Genomic DNA, 19,088 nt, shown 5'->3' on the forward strand with positions numbered 1-19,088 from the left:
TCCATCTTGATACCTGATACTTATTACTTGATACTATAACAAACATGATCTTCACCGATACCCACACCCATTTATATTACGAGCAGGATGCCGAGAAACAGGCCCAGTTAATGGAGCGTTGTTTTGAAAGCGATGTGAACCGTTTGTTTTTACCCAATGTTGATGTGAAATCAATCGCGATGATTGATGGCCTGGTGGCGAAATATCCTGAAAACTGTTTTGCAATGGCCGGTCTCCATCCCTGTGATGTAAAAGAAGATTACCTGGCGCTGTTGGATGAAATCTATAACAGCATTGCCGGGCGGAAAATTTATGCCATTGGCGAAATCGGGATCGATTTATATTGGGATAAAACCACTTTAGCTATCCAGCAAGATGCTTTTCGCAAACAGATTGGCTGGGCAAAAGAGCTAGGGTTGCCGATTGTAATCCATTGCAGAGAAGCTTTTGAAGAAGTTTTTGAAGTACTGGAAAGTGAAAGAGATGAAAAATTGCGTGGTATATTCCATTGCTTTACCGGAAATTTGGCTCAGGCAAAACAGGCTATTGATCTCAATTTCTATTTAGGAATTGGCGGTGTGGTCACGTATAAAAAAGCGGGTTTGGATCTGGTATTGGCAGATATACCTTTAACTGACCTGGTTTTAGAAACCGATTCTCCCTACCTGGCGCCGGTTCCTTTCCGCGGTAAACCGAACGAGAGCAGTTACCTGGTTTACATCGCACAAAAACTGGCTGATATTTATGGCGTTTCTGTTGAAGAAATAGCGGATGTGACTACGGAGAATTCGAAGAAAATTTTTGGGGTTTAAAGTCGCGTCATTGCGAGAAGGCTTTTTCAGCCGACGAAGCAATCTATTCAGTGGGACCTTAGCATCATTATTAGTGGAGTGCAACACAGTCGAGAACCCACAGGCTCAGCGAAGCTAAATCTATCAAGGTAGATCTCTCCGTTCGCTGCGCATCAGTCGAGATGACGCCCCATCTTTGGAATTTTTGAATGATTGCGGAGCGGAGCGTAATGGAGAAATCTGTTTCACAGGATTCAGTAATTGATTTTTGAGAATACGCCGCGTGGCTAAATTATCAATTTGATATGTATTTTCTGTTTAAAATACTAAAATGTTAATTTTTATGAACTAATCAGTCTTTTTGTTGCTAATTTAAAAATATCACCTGATCATTTGTAAATTTTTAGTTTCTTTGCGCTGAGCAACCTTCACTAAACCAAATGACCAAGATACTTATAATTTATACCGGCGGCACCATCGGTATGATTAACGATCCTACAAACGGGATGTTGATTCCGTTTGATTTTCAGCAGATAAAAGAAAATGTTCCGGAACTGGGCCGTTTAGATTACCAGTTAGATGTACACTCTTTCAATCCGGTTTTGGATTCATCAAACATGGATCCTGAAATATGGAAAACATTGGCCGAACTCGTTTACAATAAATACGATCAATACGATGGCTTTGTGATTCTGCACGGATCGGATACCATGGCCTTCACCGCTTCGGCACTGAGTTTTATGCTCGAAAATCTCGATAAACCTGTTGTTTTAACCGGATCGCAATTGCCTATCGGAGAAATCAGGACAGATGCCAAAGAAAATTTAATTACTGCGTTAGAAATAGCTGCTACCAAAGAAGATGGCAAAGCATTATTCCCTGAGGTTTGCATTTATTTTGATGCGCAATTATTTAGGGGCAACCGTTCTATTAAATATAACAGTGAGAAGTTTGAAGCATTTCGTTCGCCAAATTACCCGGTACTTGCAGAGGCCGGAGTACATTTACAGTTTCACAGAAATTACATTTTAAAGGCTACCGGCGGTGAATTAAAATTGCATACCAATTTTAATTCGAATATTGGTGTGCTTAAATTATACCCGGGCATTACACCGCAGGCCGTTCAGGCCATTACCGATTCTAAAGTAGATGCCATCATTTTAGAAACTTTTGGCTCTGGTAATACCTCCACCGCACAATGGTTTTTAGATAGTTTGCGCCAGGCCATTTTAAATGGAAAAATCATTATTGATATCTCTCAGTGTAAAAAAGGATCGGTACAACTTGGTCGCTACGAAACCAGCAGGGAATTGTTAAAAATGGGCATTGTAAGCGGCTACGATTTAACTTTCGAAGCTACCGTAACCAAACTGATGTTCGTAATGGGCTTGGGGCTATCTGTTGAAGAAAGCCGTAAATTGATGGATGAATCGTTGCGGGGTGAATTGACTAAAGATTAATACATTAAACCTCGTAGGTTTTCGACACCTGCGAGGTTTAAATTAAAATATTAAATTACCGTCTACTTAGATGCATTCAGGTGGCTTAGGTGGTCAATATTTTTAGAAAACAAACAGTCCTGTTCATTTTTGGTCACTTAGTCCTGCTCTCCCTCCAAGTCCTCACTCATTGCTTCGTTCCGGGCTTTCCGTTCTATCAGTTTATAAACATGGTTCTACCTTCCATAGCTGTTCTAATACCACAGTAAGTAAAACTTCTGCAATTATGACTAACATCATTTCGGTTATAAGTATTTAGCCCTATTTTTGCTGTAATAGATCCGTCATGCTGAACTTGTTTCAGCATCTTTTTGGTAAGACCCTGAAATAAATTCAGGGTGACGTTGCGAAGAAAACATGAAAATAGAACAGATATATACAGGTTGCCTGGCAGAAGCCGCTTATTACATTGAAAGTGATGGCGAAGCTGCAATTATTGATCCTTTAAGAGAAGTTGCTACCTATTTAAAGAAAGCAGAAAAAGCTGGTGCTACCATTAAATATATTTTTGAAACGCATTTTCATGCCGATTTTGTTTCCGGTCACGTAGATTTGGCAGAAAAATCGGGTGCTGAAATTATCTATGGTCCAACTGCCAAAACCGAATTTAAATCGCATATCGCCAAAGATGGTGATCAATTTAAAATTGGTAAGCTAACCATAACCGCATTACATACCCCTGGGCACACCTTAGAATCGACTACTTATCTCTTAACCGATGAAAATGGTAAAGACCATTGCATTTTTAGTGGCGACACCTTGTTTATCGGTGATGTTGGCCGTCCGGATTTAGCGCAAAAAGGTCATTTAACGATGGAAGATTTAGCCGGAATGCTTTACGATTCGTTAAACGAAAAGATAAAACCTTTGGCTGATGATGTAATTGTTTATCCTGCTCATGGCGCTGGTTCGGCCTGTGGGAAAAGCATGAGTAAAGAAACTTTTGATACCTTAGGACATCAAAAACAGGTTAATTATGCTTTAAAGGCTGAAACAAAAGAACAGTTTATTGCTGAAGTAACGGATGGCATTATGCCTCCGCCACAATATTTTGCTAAAAATGCCGCCATTAATAAAGGTGGTGTAGAAAGCATTGATGATGTTTACGAAAAAGGATTAAATGCTTTAACCCCGCAACAATTTGAGGATCTGGCCAACCAAACTGGCGCGATTATGCTCGATACCCGTGATCCGCAGGTTTTTGCAAAAGGTTTTATCCCAAATTCGATCAATATTGGTTTAAACGGTCAGTTTGCACCATGGGTTGGGGCTTTGATTACTGATTTGCAGCAACCTATTTTATTGATTACCGATCAGGGAAAAGAAGAAGAAACGATTACGCGTTTAACCCGCGTGGGTTACGATAGTACCATTGGATATTTGGATGGTGGTTTCGAAAACTGGACTGCCGCTGGCAAAGAAATCGATACCATTGAATCTATATCGGCCGAAGCTTTTGAGGAGGCGGCATCAAATGGAGAAATTACTGCGCTCGATGTGCGTAAACCAGGCGAGTACGAATCAGAACATTTGGAGTTTACGCTTAGCCGTCCGTTGGATTTTATTAACGAATGGACTGGTGAGATTAATCCGAAAGCGACCTATTATATTCATTGCGCAGGTGGTTACCGATCAATGATTGCGGCTTCTATTTTAAAATCGCGTGGAGTAGAAAATGTAATTGATGTAGCCGGTGGTTATGGTGCAATAAAAAATACCGGTTTAAAAAGAACCGATTTCGCCTGTCCAAGTAAAGCAATGCAAGTATAATTGGTATAAAAAAGACTGGCTAAGCTTTAACCATTTAAGTTATTTAAGAAAATATAAGCTTATATTCCTCTTATATTTCTTATATGGTCAGCGAAAACGGTAAATACCTAATGTATTTATATTATTTATGCCTTAAAATTTTAATAAATAGTCAATTGGCAAATCAAAATCATTACGACGTATTAATTATAGGTGCCGGCCCGATAGGGATGGCTTGTGCAATTGAAGCCCAAAAAGCAAACCTTAGCTATGTTATTATAGAAAAAGGTGCTTTGGTGAACAGTTTGTTCAACTACCCGGTATTTATGACCTTCTTTTCTACTTCGCAGAAGTTAGAAATAGGGGGCGTGCCTTTTGTAACCATCAATCCTAAACCTAACCGTAACGAAGCCGTAGAATATTACCGCCGTGTTGCCGAAAAATTTGATTTAAAGATCAATCTTTTCGAGCGGGTGCAACAGGTGATTAAAAATGAAGCTAATGTTTTCGAAATAAAGACTTCTAAAACATATTATACGGCTGGAAATGTAATTGTGGCAACTGGTTTTTATGATGTGCCTTTATTGATGAATGTTCCGGGAGAAGATTTACCAAAAGTAACACATTATTATAAAGACCCACATTTATACGCCTTCCAAAATGTAGTGGTGGTTGGTGCCAATAACTCGGGTGTTGATGCCGCTTTAGAAACTTACCGCAAGGGTGCAAATGTAACCATGGTGGTGAGGAGTGGTGAACTTGGTCCGCATGTTAAATATTGGGTTCGCCCGGATATACAGAACAGGATTAAGGAAGGTGAAGTTACTGCTCTCTTCAATTCTGAACTTGTTGAAATAAGGGAAGGTGAAGTGGATATTAAAACCCCAGAAGGCATAAAAACTGTTCCAAATGATTTTGTAATTGCGATGACGGGTTATCAGCCGGATTTTTCGATGTTAAGAAAATTCGGAATCGATCTGCCGGAAACACTTTGCCCAGCCTACAACGAAGAAACCATGGAAACTAACGTAAAGGGTTTATACCTCGCCGGAGTGGTTTGCGGTGGATTAGATACCCACAAACTGTTTATCGAAAACTCGAGGGTACATGCCGAAATGATCGTGAAGAATATTCTGAGCTAGTGCCTTACGAAGTTTAGCCAGGGGTTAGATTAATATTTAGTATGGATTGCAGCCTATTGTCATTTCGAGCGGAGATGAGGGCCACTCTTTTAGAATTATAAATCATTATCAATAAACAGGTATCTTCAGCGTACTTTCTACAAAACTTTCAATAGCTTCTTCTACTCCGGGCAAATCTTTCGAAGTAATATAAGATCCCATTACATGGTTACCTGCATTGGGTATGGCTACTTTTCTCTTTAAATTATCAGGAGTACCCAGTTCATCGAACATTTTCAGCATGGCATCTACCCGTACTACAGGATCCTGTTCAAGCTCATTCTTATAGTAATAAAGCAGTAAAACGGGTTGTTTTACCTTTTTAAAGGTTGGTTTGAGCATGCTGCTTTCTATAAATTCTTCCAGTTCTACCAGCGATTCGAGCCGGTAATTAGTGTACCAGTATTTTTTGTACTCCTCAGTGCGGTCGTCTACTTTACGTTCGTCGCCACCTACTACTTTACGGGCAATCTGCAAACCCCAGGGGTTGTTTAAAAGCCAGGCATTTTTATCGTTAATGGCCACGTTTGGCGACATTAAAATCAAACTATTAATTTCAGGATAAGTTGCCGCTAATTTTAAAGCTACCGTTCCGCCGGTAGAGGTACCCACTAAAATTACTTTTTTACCAAGTTTTTTGCCGATGGCATAAGCCTGTTTACTGGTTTCCCAAAGGCGGTCGGCCGTAAAATATTGCATGGGTGCCAGGGTATCGATACCATGATCGGCCAGGCGGGCGAGGTATAAATTGGCATGTAACGCTTTCGCTAAATTTAAGTGCACCGGATTGCCTTCTGTTTTTGATGCCGAAAAACCATGTAAATACACAACGGCATATTCGGTTTGCTGGTGAAAGCTATCGGCCCATACAATTTCAGCTTCGTTGCCGGGTTTGATTTTATGCATGGATTCTATGCTGGCTACATAACCGTCCAGGTCTTCCAGATCAGGCACTTTAGTCAGCTCTTCACTAAACACTGGTTTTTTAGGTTTTGGTCCTAACAAATAACCAGCAATAATGAATGCCGAAAGGCCAATAATTACTTTGTAGCGTTTTTTCATGCCGTTAAATATTGGTTTAAATGTAAAATTTGAATTTAAATAAAGCTAATTTTTAGGGGAATTAATTATCGCTTTGAGGGGTCTTTTTACCTGCACTGCCCCATCATGTTAAACCTGATAGCGCCAAATAGCCCACAGCCCGAAGCATGAGGGCGAGGACTATGGGCAATAGCAGGAGCAAAGATGTTAACGATTGCTATCCTTTGCTTTTCAAATCCTTAATAATAAGATCGCAGATTACCTTTTTATGGGAAATTAGCTTAAGTTTGCAATCAAAATTTTTCGACTTAATGCCGGGAATCGAACAGATAAAAACACCTATAGCTGCTGATATTAAAGCGTTTGAAAAGACCTTTAAAGAATCTATGCATAGCGACGCACCGTTGCTGGATAGGATTACCCATTATATTGTAAAGCAAAAAGGCAAACAAATGCGGCCAATGTTCGTGTTTTTTGCGGCTAAACTATGTGGTGGAATTACGGAATCAACCCATCGTGGAGCTGCTTTGGTAGAGCTCTTACATACAGCCACTTTGGTGCATGATGATGTGGTAGACAATGCTTATGAACGCCGTGGCTTTTTCTCCATCAATGCTTTATGGAAAAATAAAATTGCCGTTTTAGTTGGCGATTACTTGTTGGCTAAAGGATTGTTACTTTCAGTAAACAATAATGAACATCGTTTGTTACAAATTGTATCGGAAGCGGTGAAACAGATGAGTGAAGGAGAGCTACTGCAGGTAGAAAAGGTGCGGAGGATGGACATTTCGGAAGATTTATATTTTGATGTAATCCGACAGAAAACCGCTTCTTTAATTGCTTCTTGTTGTGCTGCGGGTGCTGCTTCTGCAGGTGCGAGTGATGAAATAATAGAAAAAATGCGTCTGTTTGGTGAAAAAGTTGGGATTGCCTTTCAGATTAAGGACGATACCTTCGATTTTGGAACTGATGATGTTGGTAAACCTTTGGGTATTGATATTAAAGAGAAGAAAGTAACCTTGCCTTTAATTTATGCCTTAAATAAAGCTGAAAAGACAGAACGCAAGAAAATGATCAACCTGGTGAAAAACCACCAGGACGATCCGGTTAAAATACAACAGATTATTGATTTTGTAAATGCGCACCAAGGTGTGTATTATGCCAATGAGAAAATGTTGGAGTACCAGAATCAAGCATTTGATATTCTGCACAGTTTTGATGCAGGTGAGGCCAGAACAGGTTTAGAACAACTTGTACTCTACACCACTGAACGTAAAAAATAATGGGTAACGAATTACTTTTTAGCTTAGGTTTTCTTCTTTTTATTGTACTGATTCTTGCTTTGGACCTTGGTCTTTTTAGCAGGAAAGAGCATGTAGTGAGTTTAAAACAAGCGGGGATAATGAGTTTGATTATGGTGGCCCTGGCCATCGGCTTTTATTTTATCCTGCTGACTGAAGGGCACCAGCTACATGGAATTAAGGATTTTGCCCACCTGCAGGAGATTGTTACCAAACATCAACATCATATTAAACTGGTTCCTGGCGATTTTGAAGGAAGTTTAGCGGTTTATAAGCAAAATCTCGGACTGGAGTTTTTAACAGGTTACGTAATTGAGTATGCGCTTTCGGTAGATAATATCTTTGTTATTGTACTCATTTTCTCTGCATTTGCGGTTGAAGAAAAATATTATCACCGTGTATTATTCTGGGGGATATTGGGCGCTATCATTATGCGTTTCATCTTCATTTTTGTGGGCGCTGCATTAATTACAAAATTTGCCTGGATCCTTTACATTTTCGGCGCTTTCCTGGTGTTTACTGGTGTGAAGATGTTTTTCAGCAAGGAGGAAGATGATAAAATTGATCCCGAAAACCACCCTGTGGTAAAATGGGCCTCAAAGATATTTTCCATTCATCCAAAGTATGAGGGTAAAAATTTCTTTGTTAAAATTAACCATAAAACATTTGTTACACCGTTGTTTTTGGTACTGTTGATTGTAGAATTTACCGATTTGTTATTTGCGGTGGATTCCATTCCAGCAATTTTTGCGGTTACCAAAGATCCTTATATTGTATTTTTCTCTAATATTTTTGCCATCATGGGCTTACGGTCTATGTTCTTTTTACTGGTAAATATTATCCATAAATTCCATTATCTAAAAACAGGTTTAGCAGTTTTACTGGCTTTTATCGGTGTAAAAATGTTAGGTCATATTTATTTGGAGAAATGGGGTTTCACCACTGAGCATTCGCTTATTGTGATTTTAAGTATCTTAGTGATCAGTATTGTTGCTTCGTTGGTTTTCCCAAAGAAAAAGGCGCATGTAAAACCTTAGTTTTATAGTTTTTGTCATTCTGAGCGCAGCGAAGAATCTTTGACTACTATAGAAAGGTGTTTCGTACGCTGCAGATGCTTCGTGCCTCAGCATGACAGCATAGTTTAGGTTACTAAAGCAAAATAAACGTTACAGCTGGCAATCTCTATCTAAAATTTGTACTTTCAGCAGATATAACTAAACCTAATGAAATACCTTTTCTCTGCCGCCCTTCTTTGCACTACTTTGTTTGCTAATGCCCAAGATAAATTTGGCGATATTTTTACGAAAATTAATACCGAAGTACAGCAAAACTCAAAAGCTTATCAAACCTTAAAATATGAAACCGAAACCATCGGTCACCGTTTAACAGGCTCTGCAAATGGAGCAAAGGCCGAGCAATATGCTTTCGATTTATTAAAATCTTACGGCTGTGAGGTGAAATTTCAACCATTTAAAGTAGAAAGCTGGGTAAGAAAAACGATCAATGTAGAAATTGGTGCTGATAAAAATAGTCTGACCAAAATGAAGGCTGTTACACTGGCGCATTCGCCGGTAAGTGCGGATGTTACAGGTGAAATTGTAGATGCTGGTAATGGATTGGAAGCAAATTATCAGGCCAGTCCTGAAAAGTTTAAAGGTAAAATTGCATTGATTTATCTGGGCGTGTTGCCTGGCTCTCCGGCAGAAACAAAATCATTACATCGTTCAGAAAAAACCGCTATTGCCACAAAATATGGTGCCATTGGTGTAATCATTATCAATACGGTAAAAGATGGTGTGCTTTTAACGGGAACCGCTTCGGTAACGGGTAAACTGATTCCAATACCTGCGGTTTGTATCGGTTTGGAAGATGGAATGGCTTTGAAAGAGAAAATTAAATCGCAGCCACAAACAGCGCATATTGCCATGACGAATTTCTCGGGTATGATTAAAGCCCGCAACGTATTGGCTACTTTTAAAGGAATTGAATTACCTAAAGATAAAATTGTAGTTGGTGGACATTTGGATAGCTGGGATTTGGCAACTGGTGCTATCGATAATGGAATCGGCTCTTTCGCCATTATGGATATGGCAAGGACGTTTAAAAAACTGAATTTAAAAACCAAACGGACAGTAGAGTTTGTATTGTTTATGGGCGAGGAGCAAGGTTTGTTGGGATCTAAAGCTTATATCGACCAGGCTGAAAAAGACGGAACCTTAAACCAGGTGAAGTTTATGCTGAACTACGATATGACCAACGATCCGAAAGGTTTCTCTACTTCACGAACTGAAATGAAAGACCTTTTTACATCTTGGGGAGCTGATATTGTAAAGATTGATACAGGCTTTAAAAATCTGTTTAATGCTGGTGCAGGTTTGCACAGCGATCATCAGCCGTTTATGTTAGCGGGTATTCCCACGGGTGGTGGTTTCGGTGGCAAATTGCCAAATAATTCCGGGCCCTTTTACCATTCCGATGGCGATAGCTTTAAACTGGTTAATGAGCAGGAACTTAAAAATACGGTACGTTATAGTGCCATGTTAACTTATGCATTAGCCAATACACCGAAAATCCCGGTAGGTGTTCAGGGCGAGGAAGAGTTGAGAGCTTTCTTAGAATCGCAGAACTTGAAAGAACCTTTAAGCATTGCGGGCGAGTGGAGATGGAAGTAATGATTGGATAGATTCGCTTCGCGGGTGATTACACAGATTAAGAGATTTCCCCGACTTCGCTGTACTTCGCCCGAAAGGACGGAAATAAATTTTCACGGAATTGTTCCGACTAAAGCCTGGCGCAAAAAGATTTAATAAAAGAGTATACCCAATCAGCACTATCCACTAATATAACTTTCCAATTGCGAAATGGTCTGTTTTTGATCGGCAATGATAAACTTTACCACATCGCCGATGGAAACCATTCCTTTTACTTCGTCGTTTTCTACAATTGGTAAATGACGGATGTGTTTATCGGTCATAAGTTCCATGCAATGATCAATACTGTCGCTAAACTTGATGGTAATGGGGTTAGCTGTCATGGCTTCTTTAATCAGGGTATCTTTTGATGATTTCCCTTGGAGGATGATTTTTCGGGCATAATCGCGTTCAGTAAAAATACCAAGAAGTTGTTCGTCTTCTATTACCAATACAGCGCTGATATTTTTTTCTGTCATTACTTTTAAGGCATCCAGAACAGAAATGTTTTCTGATACGGAGATGATGATGGCCTGTTTGGTATCGAGTAAGTGTTTTACGCTTTTCATAAAAGTTTAATTTGGTTATAACAATTTAAGAAATAATTAGCTGGATATCAAAGTTTTATTTTGATTTGTTCTCATCTTTACAAACGGAGCGCAGTTTTTTAACCACTTAACCCTGATGAGAACGAACGCCGATTTTAAGCACACTTATTTGCAATTTCACTTGATTCATAGCATTCCATGCTCACAAGCTCGGAGAAAAGTCATTAAATCAAAAAGCCACCTAGTTAGGTGGCTATGGTTAATATTGTTTCTAGTCGAATTCTCAAACTAGTAATGTTGGTGTTATTTTACAATGATGTCCATGGTAGATTGGTTTTGCTTGATGTAAATGTAATTTCTTAATTTTATAAAAACAACAGATTTATGTAAATATTGTTTTTTGTTACACAATTTTACAGGAGTTACCACTTCTATATTCTCCGGCCTTAATGTCCTGCGCATGTTTAAAAGTTTTGGTTCTTACCCTTGTAAACCCAGTTAATGAATGCTTAGCTATTACTTCAACGGTAATGGAAACATTGCTTGTCATTAATTGGCTTAAATTATCATTGGTCGAAAATTGAGCAGCATAGTCGGTACTACCTTTAAGTCGCTTATCTCCTAATAGGAGATCTTGGAAAAGGTGTTGAAATGAAAGTCTGTGAATAACCCACTGATAATCCTTATTGATTTTTATTGCTGAGTACTCCACATTATCCCCATTAGGAGATGGAATTGTTTTAGTGCTCCAAGCTCTGACCTGAATATCATAAACTTTAAAGAATATAGATTTATTAACAATTTTAATATAAAATATTGAATTATTGTTTTGAGAAGATATTTTATCACAAATTTTAACCCTTGGCTTCAGAAGACTAAGAGCTATTAGAAAGATACCTGAACTGTAAAGTCCGGTAATAATATCTGAAACAGTTTTTGACTGTTTCCACCATTCATGTAGTTGATCAAGCATAATTTAATTGCAAAAATATTAAAAAAACACCGTTGATCAAATTTTAAGTTATTAACCTGAAAATTATTCAGTTAACTCCGAACGCTAATGCAATTTCAAATAAAGAATACTAATTCTAATCAATTCTTAAAAGAGTGAGGTAATACAGAGGGTTAGATTTTTTATTAGCCATTATAGCAGATATTAATTCCAATATCTATATTTTAATCTTGCGGGTGTATGTTTAGGTAGGTTTAATTTATAGTAAGCTTCGATAGCCATCAAAATGTTTTTTAATTCATTAAGTAGTGTTTTAACATCAAATGGTGTAAAGTTATGGCCTTGGTTGTAGATGTTCACATCTCTCTCGTAACGTAGATCACCACTAAAGAACATGAATGATTTTTTATCCATTTCAGAGGGGTCGACTATTTGATAATGCTGATTAAAAAGTAAACATCTTTCTTTAATTTGGTCTGGGAAATACGGGTGGTTAATTAGCTGCCCAAGTAACATGAACTTTTCATAAAGATCTTTATTGAGATATACTTGCCAATTTTCATGCTGATTAAGTGCCGGCATCCTTTTAAACATCTCGACTGCATCCGAGCTAAAATTTGAACTTGCTGAACCATTCTCAAATAAAACTCCCAGTTTAAAGCTAAAAAGTTGCCCAACAAAGTCAATAACAAGCTCCTGTTCTTTAGCTTTAAAGCTGGCAGCGAAACCAAATCTATCGTAAATTCTGTAGGCTAGCCAAAGCGTTATAATTGTTGCTAAAAGGGAAAACCCAGCAATTAGGTTTGATAAATCTTGAGCGCTCATTTGATTTTTAATTTTTGGTACCCAAGATATAAAAAACTAAGGGCTTTTGAACACTATTTTACAATCTGTAAACCTGCTTGCTCTTTTAATTATTTGGCTTTCACAAAGGGATGCCGTAACTTTGCATCACATTTAAAAACAAATAATTATGTCATCAGTAGAGACAACCTATATCCCTTACAAAGTTAAGGACATTTCACTGGCAGAATGGGGCCGTAAAGAAATAGGATTAGCCGAAGCAGAAATGCCAGGTTTAATGAGTTTACGTAAAGAATTCGGTCCAACACAACCCTTAAAAGGTGCGCGTATTGCAGGTTGTCTGCACATGACCATCCAAACGGCTGTATTAATCGAAACATTAACTGCGCTGGGTGCTGAAGTTACCTGGTCATCTTGCAATATTTTCTCTACACAGGATCACGCTGCTGCTGCAATTGCTGCTGCGGGTATTCAGGTTTATGCCTGGAAAGGTTTAAACGAAGAAGAATTTGATTGGTGTATTGAGCAAACTTTACACTTCGGTCCGGAGCAACAACCATTAAACATGATTTTGGATGATGGTGGTGATTTAACCAATATGGTTTTTGATAAATATCCTGAGCTGATTGCAGCAATTAAAGGTTTATCAGAAGAAACGACAACCGGTGTTCACCGTCTATATGAAAGAATGAAAAACGGAACATTGCACTTACCTGCAATCAACGTTAACGATTCAGTTACCAAATCTAAATTCGATAACAAATACGGTTGCCGCGAATCATTAGTTGATGCGATCCGTCGTGCTACCGATGTAATGATGGCTGGTAAAGTGGCTGTTGTTTGCGGTTACGGCGATGTGGGTAAAGGTTCAGCAGAATCGTTAAGCTCACAAGGTGTACGTGTTATTGTGACTGAAATTGATCCAATCTGTGCTTTACAGGCTGCAATGGAAGGTTACGAAGTTAAAAAATTAGCTACAGCTATTAAAGAAGCTGATATCGTGGTAACTACTACAGGTAACTGTGATATCGTTCGCGAGCAACACTTCAGGGCATTAAAAGATAAAGCAATTGTTTGTAACATTGGTCACTTCGATAACGAAATCGATATGGCTTGGTTAAACGGTGCTTATGGCGATACCAAAGTTGAAATTAAACCTCAGGTTGACAAATATACTATTGACGGTAAAGATGTAATCATCTTAGCTGAAGGTCGTTTAGTTAACTTAGGTTGTGCAACTGGCCACCCAAGTTTTGTAATGAGTAACTCGTTTACCAACCAAACTTTAGCTCAGTTAGAGCTTTGGACCAACACTGGTGCTTACGAAAACAAAGTATATACTTTGCCTAAACATTTAGACGAAAAAGTTGCCCGTTTACACTTAGAAAAAATCGGTGTAGAATTAGATGTTTTAGATCAACACCAGGCTGATTATATCGGCGTACCGGTTGAAGGTCCTTTCAAAGCAGATACATACAGGTATTAGTCCTGAGTCTTCAGTCGAGAGTCTGAAGTCGATAATATGAAGAGGGATGTGCAAATTTGCATATCCCTTTTTTATTCCCCTCTCTCAGAGGGGTGCCTATACGGTGGGGTGTCTTTAAGTGTTTTTTTGAAAACTTACGTTCAGTACTCTTTGGAGACATCAGCCCTGCTATTCATTCCAATCTTTCTGTTGTTCTTCGACTACGCTCAGAATGACAGCAAAAAGGATTTCCATTTCTATCAGGTTTATTTTACAGCGTATTGTGGTTCTTTTGCTCCTGAAAACTTACATTTGAAAAAATGTATCTTAATGAAATATTTACTCTCCATATTAATTTTATTTGCTGGTTTTGTTGTGCGTGCACAGGTTAAAGTAGAAAACGATCAGCTTTTTGGAAAAGACTGTTTCTACATGCAAAGCTTGCCGGCGGGGACTAAGATTACGGGCGTATTATTTTTGGTGCCGGGTTTTTTGGAATCTCCTACTGCCGTTACCGCTCAATCATCCATTGTGCAGGAGGCAAACAAAAATGGATTAGCGGTTGTAATGGTTAATCTTACACCCAACAATGAAAGTTTTCCCATTGATAAAAAAAGCTTGAATACGTTAGGTAAAATGATTAACGAGTTTTATCATAAAAATAAACTTCAACCTGCATTAGCGCTTTATCTTGGCGGTTTTTCTATTGGTGGTACAACAGCATTAAAGTTTTATGCAGAAAAAAATAAAGAACTAAAAATAAGCAAGGTTTTCGCTATCGACCCTCCTTTAGATATGGTTAGGTTAAGAAAATCATTATTAAAAGGAAGAGAAAAAGGTTTTGTGGTGAAATTAGATACGTTGAATACTGGATATCAGCCGCAGGAGCAAAGTTTAAAAGAATTATCGGTTTATAATCCAGATTATACAGAGAACATATTGCCAGATTATCATTCAACTGCTTTAAGAATTTACAGCGAACCAGATATTTTGTGGTGGATTAATAACAGAAGCATGGATCTGTCCGATATGAACGTAACAGATTGTGCCGGTTATATCAATAAATTAAAACAAAAATCAGAAGAAAACAAAGTAGAACTTATTTTAACTAAAGATAGAGGGATAAGAAATAACAAACAAAAGCATCCGCATTCCTGGAGTATTGCAGAACCAACCGATTTAATCGCCTGGTTATTGGCAAAATAAGTTAATTTTGAATAAAGAATTAAAAAAATATGAAAGGTATTATATTAACATTTTGTGTCTGTTTTTTTGCTTTTACAGCTCAGTCCCAAACTAGTCCTCAAAAAACTGCAACAGCGAAAGTAATTACCAAACAGGTGGTCGATATTGCCTGTGGCGAATGTCAGTTTAAAATGAAAGGTAAAGATTGCGAATTGGCGGTTAAAATTGATGGCAAACCTTATTTTGTTGATGGTAAAGGCATTGATGATTTTGGCGATGCCCACGGCAAACATGGTTTTTGCAATGCGGTAAGTAAAGCAGAAGTTACCGGCGAAATCGTAAACAACCGCTTTAAAGCAAAAGAAATAAAGTTATTGCCGGTTAAAAAATAGTGGGTTTACCGCAAAGAAAGCAAAGTTTTCCGCAAAGGGCCGCTAAGTCTGATTTAAAAACGGTCTGAACCCAACTTTGTGTTCTTTGTGCCTTTGTGGTCAATTTATTGCTTGATCTCTGTGACCTCTGCGCTTTCCTTCACGTCCTTTGCGGTTAAAAATTAGGTTATTCAAATTCCTTTTCCAAACCCTCTCTCAAATCGAAAAGCAACCATTGTTTATTCTTCACATCAGCTTGTTTCGTTTTTAGCAACTGGATAAAATCTTTCACGCCTATTTCCTCATTGCCGTTGCCATGGATCAGTACAATGCTGCCTGCATTAGGTTGTTGTCCTTTGGCCAGCCAGGCATCGCTTCCCACTGGAATTAATCCGTAAGCTTCAATTTTTCCGACTATTGCCTTGTCTGATACCAATCCCGGAAACCGGAAAAATACCGAAGGAATTAAACCGTTTTTTAACATTAGTTTTTCGTTTTCCAATACTTCTACATCTAAATTGGTTCCGGGAGCCAACAGAAAATTTTCGGCTAATGGTAGTTTATTGACTTCGTGGTTATAAGTATGGTTTACCCAGGTAATATTCAATTCCTTTTTCTCTACTAAACTTTTTAACCAATTCAGATCGTCCTGATGTTTAAGCATCCATTTACCAGAAACGGAAACCGCGAGGGGTGCAGGCTGCTCTATCTTTTTAAATTCATCAAAAACAGATTGAAAAATAATTCTATCCAGAGTTTTATGTGATGGGCAAAGATCGATCGTTAAAGTAATGCCCTTTTCATTCGGAATGGCATGATCGATCCCCGCATTTTGAAGCTGTAAATCTTTAGCTGCCGCGGCTTCTATTGATTTTATATAAGCCGTGTTTTTAAAAATCGCCAATACATTCTGTAACTTTAAGCTGCTTGTGGCATATTTATTGGACAAATCTACCCTGGTATCTAACGTTTCTGGATTTACCAGCAATAAATATTTTTGATTATTTGCAATGAAACTTCTGAATGCAATCAGTTTTTCATTATTACTTTTTGCTATGGCAAAACTTACCTTATAGCGTTTAATATCTTCAAAATTTTGTGCAAAAATTTCAGTGCAGAAAAAGCAGGTTAAAAACATGCTGAGCAGTATAGATTTAGATAACTTCATATTTCCTTATTTAAAATCTTTCTAATTTAACGCAAATCCGTTATCTTTACAAACATCGCCATGAACAAAGAAAAAGCAAAATTATGGTTTAAGCGGGTGGGGCTGGTTGGGTTTTTATTCTTCCTGATTAAAGGATTAATATGGCTTGTTGTGATATATTTTGTCGGCAAAAACGTTTCTTAAATTAGTTCATTCGTTCACTTGTCATTAGTTCATTAGTCCGTGCAAATTGCATAATTAAGTCTTCTACGTCAAGCGTCATCCTGAACTTGTTTCAGGATCTATTTCGAGAGCATTCCAAAACTTTTACCTAAACGTAAACAGCATATTCGCCAAAAAATTCCAAACAAAAACAATTATTATAGCAAAGAATTTGGCTACATAAAAATTGGTGCCGTTTTTCCTTTGATGGAACAGGTAAATGATAAATGTATTTAATCCTAAACCAATTAAACTCACTACCAAAAATTTGCTAAACTCAGTTCCCCAGTGGCTATTAGTGCTTTGAAATGTCCATATCCGGTTAATGAGATAATTATTGGTTACGGCTAAAGTAAAACCAATGGCGTTAGCAATGTACTTATTGATTTTGATTTTCTCCTTGCACAGCCATGTCGCGCCGAAATCTATCGCCATCCCGAGGAAACCCGTTAATCCAAATTTTAAGATGCGGAAAAATAAATCCATGTTAATGTATTTTAACCAGATAAAAATTTTCTAAAACCTGTGGACGTGTTTTGGCATTTAAAAATTTACCCGTCAGTTTCGTGGTATGAAAGTATTCAAACGATTTTAGAATTTCAGCATGGTACTCGCTTTTTAGTTTTGCCAATTCCTGTTCCGGAATGTATATAACCAGGTCTTTTAGATGCTTTGATTTGTCGAGATCACTATAATTATGCAGATATTTTACTTCACCAGGGGCATAAAAATCAAAAGAGAACGCATCTATGTAGTTTAATACTGCAGGTTTAGCAGTTGGATAATTTTGCTTTAACCAATTACCGGCCAGCATACCTGATTGATATTTCAAAAGAGCCGGGTAAAAAAAAATGAATAGAAATATCATTAAGCCGACAGATAAAAATGCACTTCTGGCAATGATGGTTTCCAGTAAAATGCCTTTAAATAGTAAGAAAGAGATGGCGAGAACAACAATCAGGATCCCGATAATTAAATATGGGCTTTCGAATCCAAAGAAATAGGCAAGCGCAGAAAGCAGAGCAATAACCAATATGAAAATGATGTTCTGTATAATGAAGAAAATTTTTAAACCTTTGCTGTCAAGCTTCCTTAAGTACAAGGCAGTTATGATCGAAAACTGGGGAAAAATGATCAGGATGTAATGCGGCAACTGAAATTTGGAAAGAGAAAATATCAGAAAAGTAACCGCTGCACTAGCCCAGATCATAATACTTTCAGGAGCTAAAGCAATTCTTTTTTTTCTTTTAAACAGATTTACTACGGCTGTGTAAAATAGTACAGACCAGGGGAGGAATGCCCAAAGGGTAGTGTGTAGAAAAAAAGAAATATCCCCTTTGCCTTTAATTGGCCCGTTGTTGAAAAACCTTCCAAACTGACTGTCCCAGAAGAAAAACTTTAAACCTGAAACACCGGTCCTTTCAAAAACAATTTTTTCGGGATGCAGATCGAATTGCGTGTAAAGCGAATACAGCTCAGGGGTAATAAAAACAAAAATCAAAAGGATGGCGATATACCATTTTGGTTTTAAAAGCTGATGGTACTGTTTTGTAAATAACCAGTAGATAATAAAGCCTGCAAATACAGGAATCAATACAAAAATTCCTTTGATCAATATTGCACAGGCCGCAAAAAATGAACCTGCTACAATGTGCCAGAAAGAATTTTGATGTGCCTTATAGTAATGGTAAATAGATGCTAATGTGAAAGTTGTAATATAAATTTCGGCCCTAACATCAAAAGTAGAGGTGATGATATGTAAGGCGCTTAGAAAAATTACCACACTGATTAACCCGGTTTTTTCATCATATATATCTTTAGCTAACTTGTATAAATACCATGCACCCAATAAACCGAATAGAAATGATGGTAATTTATAGGCAAAGGACGATATTCCGAAAATTTTAAAGGATGCTGCAGAAATCCAAAAAGTGAGGTGGGGTTTATCCAGCCAGTCGGCCCCACGGCCGTAAAGATTAAACCAATCTTTGAACAGGATAATGTTTTTAGACATGGAAGCATACAATGCGCCATCGGGCTCCATCACGCCGCCAAAAAGTGCTGGTATACTCGCAATTGCAAGTAAAACGATCAGGCATTTATATAATGTTGTATCTTTTAAGTTCATTTACAAGAAGCAAA

18 protein-coding genes are annotated in these 19,088 nt (G+C 37.9%); 11 read left to right on the forward strand and 7 right to left on the reverse strand.

What is annotated here, in order from left to right; translation table 11 throughout:
* Nucleotides 1–44: 44 nt before the first annotated feature.
* From ACUN24_RS08270 to ACUN24_RS08285, 4 genes are all read left to right on the forward strand, one after another.
* Nucleotides 45–812, forward strand: a complete 768-nt coding sequence (locus ACUN24_RS08270) for a TatD family hydrolase (protein ID WP_445562058.1) — start codon at nucleotides 45–47, stop codon at nucleotides 810–812.
* A gap of 419 nt (nucleotides 813–1,231) precedes the next feature.
* Nucleotides 1,232–2,251, forward strand: a complete 1,020-nt coding sequence (locus ACUN24_RS08275; RefSeq protein ID WP_445562059.1) for an asparaginase — start codon at nucleotides 1,232–1,234, stop codon at nucleotides 2,249–2,251.
* A gap of 396 nt (nucleotides 2,252–2,647) precedes the next feature.
* Nucleotides 2,648–4,060, forward strand: coding sequence for an MBL fold metallo-hydrolase (locus ACUN24_RS08280; protein WP_445562060.1), 1,413 nt, complete (start codon nucleotides 2,648–2,650; stop codon nucleotides 4,058–4,060).
* A 155-nt stretch (nucleotides 4,061–4,215) separates the two neighbouring features.
* Complete coding sequence (locus tag ACUN24_RS08285; RefSeq protein WP_445562061.1) at nucleotides 4,216–5,181, forward strand: YpdA family putative bacillithiol disulfide reductase; 966 nt, start codon at nucleotides 4,216–4,218, stop codon at nucleotides 5,179–5,181.
* A 108-nt stretch (nucleotides 5,182–5,289) separates the two neighbouring features.
* Here ACUN24_RS08285 and ACUN24_RS08290 read toward each other — a convergent pair whose 3' ends face one another.
* A complete protein-coding gene (locus ACUN24_RS08290; protein WP_445562062.1) occupies nucleotides 5,290–6,282 on the reverse strand; it encodes an alpha/beta hydrolase in 993 nt (330 codons plus the stop codon).
* Nucleotides 6,283–6,572: 290 nt separating this feature from the next.
* Here ACUN24_RS08290 and ACUN24_RS08295 point away from each other — a divergent pair, with 290 nt between their 5' ends.
* The 3 genes from ACUN24_RS08295 (at nucleotide 6,573) to ACUN24_RS08305 (ending at nucleotide 10,234) form a co-directional block, all read left to right on the forward strand.
* A complete protein-coding gene (locus ACUN24_RS08295; protein WP_219077029.1) occupies nucleotides 6,573–7,544 on the forward strand; it encodes a polyprenyl synthetase family protein in 972 nt (323 codons plus the stop codon).
* Entirely contained in the window at nucleotides 7,544–8,599 is a 1,056-nt protein-coding gene (locus ACUN24_RS08300; RefSeq protein ID WP_445562063.1) for a TerC family protein, read from the forward strand. Before ACUN24_RS08295 ends, ACUN24_RS08300 begins: the two co-directional genes overlap by 1 nt.
* Before the next feature lie 186 nt (nucleotides 8,600–8,785).
* Entirely contained in the window at nucleotides 8,786–10,234 is a 1,449-nt protein-coding gene (locus ACUN24_RS08305; protein WP_445562064.1) for a M20/M25/M40 family metallo-hydrolase, read from the forward strand.
* 158 nt (nucleotides 10,235–10,392) lie between these two features.
* Here the strand turns inward: ACUN24_RS08305 and ACUN24_RS08310 are convergent, their stop codons facing one another.
* The 3 genes from ACUN24_RS08310 to ACUN24_RS08320 form a co-directional block, all read right to left on the reverse strand.
* Nucleotides 10,393–10,821: a CBS domain-containing protein gene (locus tag ACUN24_RS08310; protein ID WP_445562065.1), complete on the reverse strand. Its 429-nt coding sequence runs from the start codon at nucleotides 10,819–10,821 to the stop codon at nucleotides 10,393–10,395.
* 382 nt (nucleotides 10,822–11,203) lie between these two features.
* Nucleotides 11,204–11,773: a hypothetical protein gene (locus tag ACUN24_RS08315; protein WP_445562066.1), complete on the reverse strand. Its 570-nt coding sequence runs from the start codon at nucleotides 11,771–11,773 to the stop codon at nucleotides 11,204–11,206.
* A 183-nt stretch (nucleotides 11,774–11,956) separates the two neighbouring features.
* On the reverse strand, nucleotides 11,957–12,577 hold the full coding sequence (locus ACUN24_RS08320; protein ID WP_445562067.1) for a hypothetical protein: 621 nt from the start codon (nucleotides 12,575–12,577) through the stop codon (nucleotides 11,957–11,959).
* A 148-nt stretch (nucleotides 12,578–12,725) separates the two neighbouring features.
* On the opposite strand from ACUN24_RS08320, the gene ahcY reads away from it, so the two are divergent.
* From ahcY to ACUN24_RS08335, 3 genes are all read left to right on the forward strand, one after another.
* Nucleotides 12,726–14,042, forward strand: coding sequence for an adenosylhomocysteinase (gene ahcY / locus ACUN24_RS08325; RefSeq protein ID WP_121287763.1), 1,317 nt, complete (start codon nucleotides 12,726–12,728; stop codon nucleotides 14,040–14,042).
* Nucleotides 14,043–14,351: 309 nt separating this feature from the next.
* Nucleotides 14,352–15,227, forward strand: a complete 876-nt coding sequence (locus ACUN24_RS08330; RefSeq protein ID WP_445562068.1) for a hypothetical protein — start codon at nucleotides 14,352–14,354, stop codon at nucleotides 15,225–15,227.
* 29 nt (nucleotides 15,228–15,256) lie between these two features.
* On the forward strand, nucleotides 15,257–15,598 hold the full coding sequence (locus ACUN24_RS08335) for a DUF6370 family protein (protein ID WP_445562069.1): 342 nt from the start codon (nucleotides 15,257–15,259) through the stop codon (nucleotides 15,596–15,598).
* 166 nt (nucleotides 15,599–15,764) lie between these two features.
* On the opposite strand, the gene ACUN24_RS08340 is transcribed toward ACUN24_RS08335, so the two are convergent.
* The gene (locus tag ACUN24_RS08340; protein WP_445562070.1) at nucleotides 15,765–16,745 is read right to left on the reverse strand and encodes a polysaccharide deacetylase family protein; all 981 of its coding nucleotides are present in this window, start codon (nucleotides 16,743–16,745) and stop codon (nucleotides 15,765–15,767) included.
* Between the two features lie 60 nt (nucleotides 16,746–16,805).
* Here ACUN24_RS08340 and ACUN24_RS08345 point away from each other — a divergent pair, with 60 nt between their 5' ends.
* Nucleotides 16,806–16,928, forward strand: a complete 123-nt coding sequence (locus ACUN24_RS08345; protein ID WP_255562515.1) for a hypothetical protein — start codon at nucleotides 16,806–16,808, stop codon at nucleotides 16,926–16,928.
* A gap of 123 nt (nucleotides 16,929–17,051) precedes the next feature.
* Here the strand turns inward: ACUN24_RS08345 and ACUN24_RS08350 are convergent, their stop codons facing one another.
* Together ACUN24_RS08350 and ACUN24_RS08355 are read right to left on the reverse strand one after the other, a co-directional pair.
* Nucleotides 17,052–17,432 (reverse strand): GtrA family protein, encoded by a 381-nt coding sequence (locus ACUN24_RS08350; RefSeq protein WP_445562071.1) that lies wholly within the window; start codon nucleotides 17,430–17,432, stop codon nucleotides 17,052–17,054.
* Between the two features lies 1 nt (nucleotide 17,433).
* Nucleotides 17,434–19,074: an ArnT family glycosyltransferase gene (locus ACUN24_RS08355; protein WP_445562072.1), complete on the reverse strand. Its 1,641-nt coding sequence runs from the start codon at nucleotides 19,072–19,074 to the stop codon at nucleotides 17,434–17,436.
* Nucleotides 19,075–19,088 lie beyond the last annotated feature (14 nt).

Source organism: Pedobacter sp. WC2501 (assembly GCF_052682415.1).

Excerpts from the sequence above, each read along its gene's own strand:
- ACUN24_RS08355 (WP_445562072.1), bottom strand. The coding sequence starts at position 19,074 with ATGAACTTAAAAGATACAACATTATATAAATGCCTGATCGTTTTACTT.
- ACUN24_RS08350 (WP_445562071.1), bottom strand. The coding sequence starts at position 17,432 with ATGGATTTATTTTTCCGCATCTTAAAATTTGGATTAACGGGTTTCCTC.
- ACUN24_RS08330 (WP_445562068.1), top strand. The coding sequence starts at position 14,352 with ATGAAATATTTACTCTCCATATTAATTTTATTTGCTGGTTTTGTTGTG.
- ACUN24_RS08320 (WP_445562067.1), bottom strand. The coding sequence starts at position 12,577 with ATGAGCGCTCAAGATTTATCAAACCTAATTGCTGGGTTTTCCCTTTTA.
- ACUN24_RS08270 (WP_445562058.1), top strand. The coding sequence starts at position 45 with ATGATCTTCACCGATACCCACACCCATTTATATTACGAGCAGGATGCC.
- ACUN24_RS08335 (WP_445562069.1), top strand. The coding sequence starts at position 15,257 with ATGAAAGGTATTATATTAACATTTTGTGTCTGTTTTTTTGCTTTTACA.
- ACUN24_RS08295 (WP_219077029.1), top strand. The coding sequence starts at position 6,573 with ATGCCGGGAATCGAACAGATAAAAACACCTATAGCTGCTGATATTAAA.
- ACUN24_RS08290 (WP_445562062.1), bottom strand. The coding sequence starts at position 6,282 with ATGAAAAAACGCTACAAAGTAATTATTGGCCTTTCGGCATTCATTATT.
- ACUN24_RS08305 (WP_445562064.1), top strand. The coding sequence starts at position 8,786 with ATGAAATACCTTTTCTCTGCCGCCCTTCTTTGCACTACTTTGTTTGCT.
- ACUN24_RS08310 (WP_445562065.1), bottom strand. The coding sequence starts at position 10,821 with ATGAAAAGCGTAAAACACTTACTCGATACCAAACAGGCCATCATCATC.
- ACUN24_RS08340 (WP_445562070.1), bottom strand. The coding sequence starts at position 16,745 with ATGAAGTTATCTAAATCTATACTGCTCAGCATGTTTTTAACCTGCTTT.
- ACUN24_RS08345 (WP_255562515.1), top strand. The coding sequence starts at position 16,806 with ATGAACAAAGAAAAAGCAAAATTATGGTTTAAGCGGGTGGGGCTGGTT.
- ACUN24_RS08300 (WP_445562063.1), top strand. The coding sequence starts at position 7,544 with ATGGGTAACGAATTACTTTTTAGCTTAGGTTTTCTTCTTTTTATTGTA.
- ACUN24_RS08315 (WP_445562066.1), bottom strand. The coding sequence starts at position 11,773 with ATGCTTGATCAACTACATGAATGGTGGAAACAGTCAAAAACTGTTTCA.
- ACUN24_RS08275 (WP_445562059.1), top strand. The coding sequence starts at position 1,232 with ATGACCAAGATACTTATAATTTATACCGGCGGCACCATCGGTATGATT.
- ACUN24_RS08280 (WP_445562060.1), top strand. The coding sequence starts at position 2,648 with ATGAAAATAGAACAGATATATACAGGTTGCCTGGCAGAAGCCGCTTAT.
- ahcY (WP_121287763.1), top strand. The coding sequence starts at position 12,726 with ATGTCATCAGTAGAGACAACCTATATCCCTTACAAAGTTAAGGACATT.